Origin of the sequence: Gemmata sp. (assembly GCF_051859125.1) — a bacterium.
Classification (GTDB): domain Bacteria; phylum Planctomycetota; class Planctomycetia; order Gemmatales; family Gemmataceae; genus Gemmata.
In genome coordinates this window covers 1-5,077 of record NZ_JBHYGG010000181.1, presented here as the reverse complement: position 1 = coordinate 5,077, position 5,077 = coordinate 1, and the positions used below count along the sequence as shown (strand labels likewise).

General features: G+C 70.4%; 4 protein-coding genes. 2 read left to right on the top strand and 2 right to left on the bottom strand.

From position 1 onward, the window contains the following. Positions 1-74 precede the first annotated feature (74 nt). On the bottom strand, positions 75-1,499 hold the full coding sequence (gene lpdA / locus ACTIGN_RS16345) for a dihydrolipoyl dehydrogenase (protein WP_439625694.1): 1,425 nt from the start codon (positions 1,497-1,499) through the stop codon (positions 75-77). Between the two features lie 168 nt (positions 1,500-1,667). Between lpdA and ACTIGN_RS16340 the strand changes: the two genes are divergently transcribed. Continuing rightward, positions 1,668-2,561 (top strand): hypothetical protein, encoded by an 894-nt coding sequence (locus tag ACTIGN_RS16340; protein ID WP_439625692.1) that lies wholly within the window; start codon positions 1,668-1,670, stop codon positions 2,559-2,561. A 346-nt stretch (positions 2,562-2,907) separates the two neighbouring features. Here the strand turns inward: ACTIGN_RS16340 and ACTIGN_RS16335 are convergent, their stop codons facing one another. Next, positions 2,908-3,687, bottom strand: coding sequence for an SDR family NAD(P)-dependent oxidoreductase (locus tag ACTIGN_RS16335; protein WP_439625690.1), 780 nt, complete (start codon positions 3,685-3,687; stop codon positions 2,908-2,910). A 753-nt stretch (positions 3,688-4,440) separates the two neighbouring features. On the opposite strand from ACTIGN_RS16335, the gene ACTIGN_RS16330 reads away from it, so the two are divergent. Beyond that, positions 4,441-4,998, top strand: a complete 558-nt coding sequence (locus ACTIGN_RS16330; protein WP_439625688.1) for a hypothetical protein — start codon at positions 4,441-4,443, stop codon at positions 4,996-4,998. Positions 4,999-5,077: the final 79 nt, after the last annotated feature.

Sequence of the window (5,077 nt, the reverse complement as noted above, 5' to 3'; positions counted from 1 at the left end):
CCCTCGCTCGGCGCTCGGGCTCGGACCAACCGCCGGGGCTCCAGTCGCTCCCGGCTCGCCAAATCACCTTCAGCTTACTTCGCCACCTTGCGGGGCTTGCCCACGTGGGTCGCGCCGCCGTAGGCGAGTTCGGCGCTCTCCATCACGGTCTCGCTCAGCGTCGGGTGCGGGTGGATGCTCTCCATCACGTCGCGGGCGACCGCCCCCATCTCGACGGCCAGCACGCCCTCGGAGATCATCTCGCCGGCCCCGGCCCCGACGATGCCGACGCCCAGGACGCGCTTGCTCTCCGGGTCCACCAGCATCTTCGTGAGCCCCTCGGTCCGCGCGATGCTCACGGCCCGGCCGCTCGCGGTCCACGGGAACTTCAGCACCTCGTGCGGGACCGACTGGGCCTCGGCCTCCTTCTGCGTCAGCCCGGCCCACGCGATCTCCGGGTCGGTGAAGATCACCGCCGGGATCGCCCGCGGGCTCCACTCGGCCGGCTCGCCCAGGATCACGTCGACCGCGACCCGTGCCTCAGCCGTCGCCTTGTGCGCCAGGCCCGGCTCCTCGCCCACGTCGCCGATCGCGAAGATGTGCGGGACGTTCGTGCGGCGCTGCTTGTCGATCGGGATGAACCCGCGGTCGGTCGCCTTCACGCCGGCCCTGTCGAGCCCCAGGCCGGCCGAATTCGGCCGCCGGCCGACCGACACGAGTACGCGGTCCACGGTCAGCGACCCCGGCACGTCCTTGCCTTCGAGCGTGACGACGATCCCCTCGGGCTTCGCCTCCAGCGCCGCGACCTTCGTGCTCGTGTAGATCGCTTCGAACTGCGCCTTGAGCTTCTTCTCCAGCGGCGCGACGAGGTCGCGGTCGGCCATCGAAAGGATGCTGTCGAGCCCCTCCACCACGGTGACCTTGCTGCCGAGCGCCGCGTACACGCTGCCGATCTCCAGGCCGATGTACCCGCCGCCGATGACGAGCAGCGTCTTGGGCACGTCGGGGAGCAGCAGCGCGGCGGTGCTGTCCATCACCCGCGGGTCGTTGAGCTGCCACGGCTTCGGCACGATCGGCAGCGAGCCGGTGGCGATGATGGCGTTCTGGAACGTGATCGTGCCGGGGTTCTCGCCGGTCACCTCGGCGGTGTTCGGGCCGGTGAACACCGCCCGGCCCTTCACGACCTCGACGCCGCGGCCCTTGGTGAGCTGCGCGATGCCCGACGTGAGCTTGCCGACGACCTTCTGCTGGACGAACCCGCGGAGCTTGTCGAGGTCGAGCTTGGGCTCGCCGAACGAGACGCCGTGCTCGGCCATCTCGTGCGCCTCGCGGATGATCTTGGCGGTGTGCAACAGCGCCTTACTGGGGATGCACCCGCGGTTCAGGCACACCCCGCCGAGCTTCGGGTCCTCGTCGACAAGGGTGACCTTGATCCCGTGGTCGGCGGCGTGCAGCGCGGCCGGGTACCCGCCGGGGCCGCCGCCGATGACGAGGAGTTGCGTTTCGCGATTGTCGGCCATGGGTCGGTGTTCTCCTGGCGAACCGGAGCGTGCGAGGGTGGTGCAGCGGTCCGGGAACGCCTGTCGGAATTGTATACGCGGGTGCGGCGGCGAACCGCCCGGTCACAAGCCCCCGCCGCGCCGCGTCCGTATCCTGAACGGCGTCGTCTGCCGTGCGGATGCCGAGACATGCCCGAGTCGCCCGACCCGCCGCCCCCGCCCCCCGCCGGCGACCCGCCGCGCGCCCTGCCGACTGCACACGGGTCGAAGCTCGTTGCCCCGCTCCGGACGGGGGCGGGCGGCGAGCGAACCGCGGCGTGCCCGGTGTGCCTCGCGACGACCGCCGCTCCGGGCACGGCCCGCGGGTGGTCGAACGTGCGGTGCGACTCGTGCGGGTGCGAGTTCTTGGCCTCCGACGGGAGCCTGCCGCCGCCCCCGCCGCCGGCGCCACCTCCGCCCGTTCCGAAACCGGAGCCCACTGCGAAGGTCGCCGTCGCGGGGTCGCGCATCCTGTCGCTGATCCTGATCGGCGACGGCGGCCGCCGCGTGGTCCGGTGCCCGACGTGTCACACGATCGAACCCGTCGCGCCCGTGGGGAACCGCGTGGACGTGCGCTGCCCCAGTTGCGGGACCGAGTTCATCGCCTCGACCTCGCTGGTCGCGCCCCCGCCCCGGCCGCGGTCCGCCCCGCCCCCGGCGGTCGTCGCGGCCCCGCCCGCAGCGAGCGGCGCGCCGCGGCCCGCGCCCGCCGGGGTGGTCGTCGCCGACGCGATCCGCACCGCCCCGGACGGGAGCCGGTCCGTCATCTGCCCGCTGTGCCGCAAGTTCAGCGTCGCGCTCCCGCGGGTGCTGCCCACGTTCACGGTCCGGGTCACGTGCCCCGGGTGCCGCGCGCCGTTCACGGTGGACCTGCGCCGCGCGCGGCCGCGCCTGCCCCCGGCCGCCGAGCGGATGCGGCCGCCGCCCCGGCAGACGCCGAAGTGGGCCGTGTTCGCGCTCATCACACTGAGCGCCGGAATCGCCGGCTACCTCCTGTGGCACGTCCTGTCCGCGGCGCTGTGGTTCCGGAACTTCGGGGAGTAACGATGTTTCGAGTGGTTCCGGGGGTGTTCGGGTTGGTTCCGGACGTGTTCCGGATGGTTCCGGACGTGTTTCGGTTGGTTCCGGATGCCTCCGCGAGTCTCCTGAGTCTCCGCGAGTCTCCGGAGCGGGCACCCCCAACCCGCCGGAACCATCGCGCCCGCCCTCAACCGGTTATGCCAAATTGTGCTGCTCCGTATCCCTTCTGGAGCCGGCCCCTGTGATGCCGGGCCTTGGGACTCAAGAACGAAACTCCGTTGTAGGGCCGGCTGTACCGGCCGAAGCAGCGGATAGGGCATGGGTTACGGCCGGCACAGCCGGCCCTACGACCGGGCACCTTCCGTGCGACCTACTTCACCGGGGCGGTGTCGTAATCGGCCATGAACCGCTTCATCATCCAGTCGGGCACCCAGCGGCTCAGCTTCACCATCATCTGGAGCCGCCACGGGAAGTTGTACACCTTCACGCCCCGCCGGATCGCGCGCAGGATCTTGCCCGCCGCGACCCCGGCCGTCATCACCTGCGGCATGTGGAACGTGTTCATCTCCGTCATCGGGGTCGTCACGAACCCGGGGCACACGGTCGTCACCCGCACGCCGGTCCCGTGGAGGTGGATGCGGAGCCCGTCGAGGTACGCGTTCACCGCCGCCTTGCTCGCGCAGTACGCCGACTCGCCCGGCAGCCCGCGGTAGCCCGCCAGGCTCGAAATCCCCACGAGGTGTCCGGACTTTCTCGCCAGCATCCCCGGCAGCGCCGCCGAGAGGGTGTAGACCACGCCCATCAGGTTGATGCGGAACGTGTCCTCGACGTCGGCCATGTTCACCGGGTCGAGGTGCGTCGGCCGGCCGACCCCGGCGTTGGCGATGACCAGATCAATCGGCCCGAGTTGCTCGGTAACGGCCCGGACCATCGCCTCGACCGGTTCGCGGCTGCCGACGTCGCAGACGAACGCCGCCGCGGTGCCGCCGGCGTCCGTGATGACTTTCTGGAGCGCCCCGAGTTGCTCGGCCCGGCGCGCGACGATCGCGACCCTGGCCCCCTCTGCGGCGAGTTGGCAGGCCAGTTCCCACCCGATGCCGCTCGACGCGCCGGTGACGACCGCGACCTGCCCTGAACGCGTACGTGCCATCCTTGAACTCCGCGAACGCCTCCGGAACCCCGGGCAGAGCATAAGGACCAGAGGACAGAACTCCAGAGGACAGACGATCAGGATATGAAGTGGCCTCGTTTCGCTTTTCTGCCTTCTGCTCTTCCGACGTTCTGTCCCCTGGTTCTCCTGCGGGCGGTGCGGGCTGTCACGGCTGAAGCGGTCGCGTCGGAACTGGGGTTGATTTTCTTGAGCGAAAGTGCCTCGATTCGTGGCAAGTTCCTGAAGGCCACGTGATCGAGCATCAGGTTCTGGGTGGTGGCACTCCGCGACCCGGCGCAAAACGCCTGAGTGATTAGCATACATCTGCGCGGTAATTAAGCAGGCCCCGCCCCCAGCCGTTCCCAGGCGTCCGGACCGCGGCCCGTGCGCGCCCGTCGAAACGCCGCGATAAACCTCTGGTTTCGTGTGGTGAACCGCAGTTCGGTCGGGTTGTGAGGCCGATTTCCCGACACCCCGACCCACGGAAAATCGTCCCCGGCACGCAAGATGTATTGTCATGGGTCAGCAGGTCGCGCATAAGCGACCTCAACACCCGGATCCAGCCGGATCGCCGAGGCCGGGCCGACCGCTTTCCACTCCGTCGCTCCCCGCGGCGGGCGGTGGAACCCTTTCCGTCGTCGGCCGCCCGCCCCTCCCCGACCCGACACTTTGTGTCGAACCATTCCGACCCGTTACGTTGCCCGCACCGCCGGCCACGGCCCCCGTGCGCGCCTCGAATGTGGAGGGCATGTCATGGCTCCCTCGGACCTCTTTTTCGCGACCGTTCTGCTGTCCGCTCCCGTTGGCACGCCGGAACTGACCCCACCCGTCGAGCGGTGGGCGACCATTCAGGCGGCCGTTCACGAAGTCGCCATCAACCTGGAGATCCTCGACCCCCGCGAGACCCGGTACGTCCTGGCCAAGGCCGAGGACTTCCAGGTCGACCTCGACTTCCTCCGCAAGCGCAAGGCGGACCTCGCCGACGCCCCGATGCTCGTCGACGCCGCCCGGCTCCCCGACCGCCGGCTGCTGGACGACCACATCCAGTTCAACCGGGCGTACCGCAAGAACCTCGACACGCGGGTGCTGTGGGAGGCCGACCGGGCCGACGTCCTCGGCGAGGCGGTCCGCGAGACCGACCGGCTGTACCGCCTGTGGGACTCGATGCGCGAGGCGAAGTGCGACTTCCACTACGTGACGTACCGCCGCCTCGCCCTCAAGAAGCTCCGCGAGGGGATGGGCGACGACGCCTTCGCGGTCGGCGAGTTGCCGCCGTGCGTCCCCGAGTGGCGGTTCGTCGCCGCCCGCTGACCCCGCACCCGCCACGGGCGGTGATTCTGGTCCGAGCCCGAGCGCCGAGCGAGGGGTCAATGTGACCCCTCGCTCGGCG

Coding starts and splice junctions, on each gene's coding strand:
- lpdA (WP_439625694.1), bottom strand. CDS start 1,499: ATGGCCGACAATCGCGAAACGCAACTCCTCGTCATCGGCGGCGGCCCC.
- ACTIGN_RS16340 (WP_439625692.1), top strand. CDS start 1,668: ATGCCCGAGTCGCCCGACCCGCCGCCCCCGCCCCCCGCCGGCGACCCG.
- ACTIGN_RS16335 (WP_439625690.1), bottom strand. CDS start 3,687: ATGGCACGTACGCGTTCAGGGCAGGTCGCGGTCGTCACCGGCGCGTCG.
- ACTIGN_RS16330 (WP_439625688.1), top strand. CDS start 4,441: ATGGCTCCCTCGGACCTCTTTTTCGCGACCGTTCTGCTGTCCGCTCCC.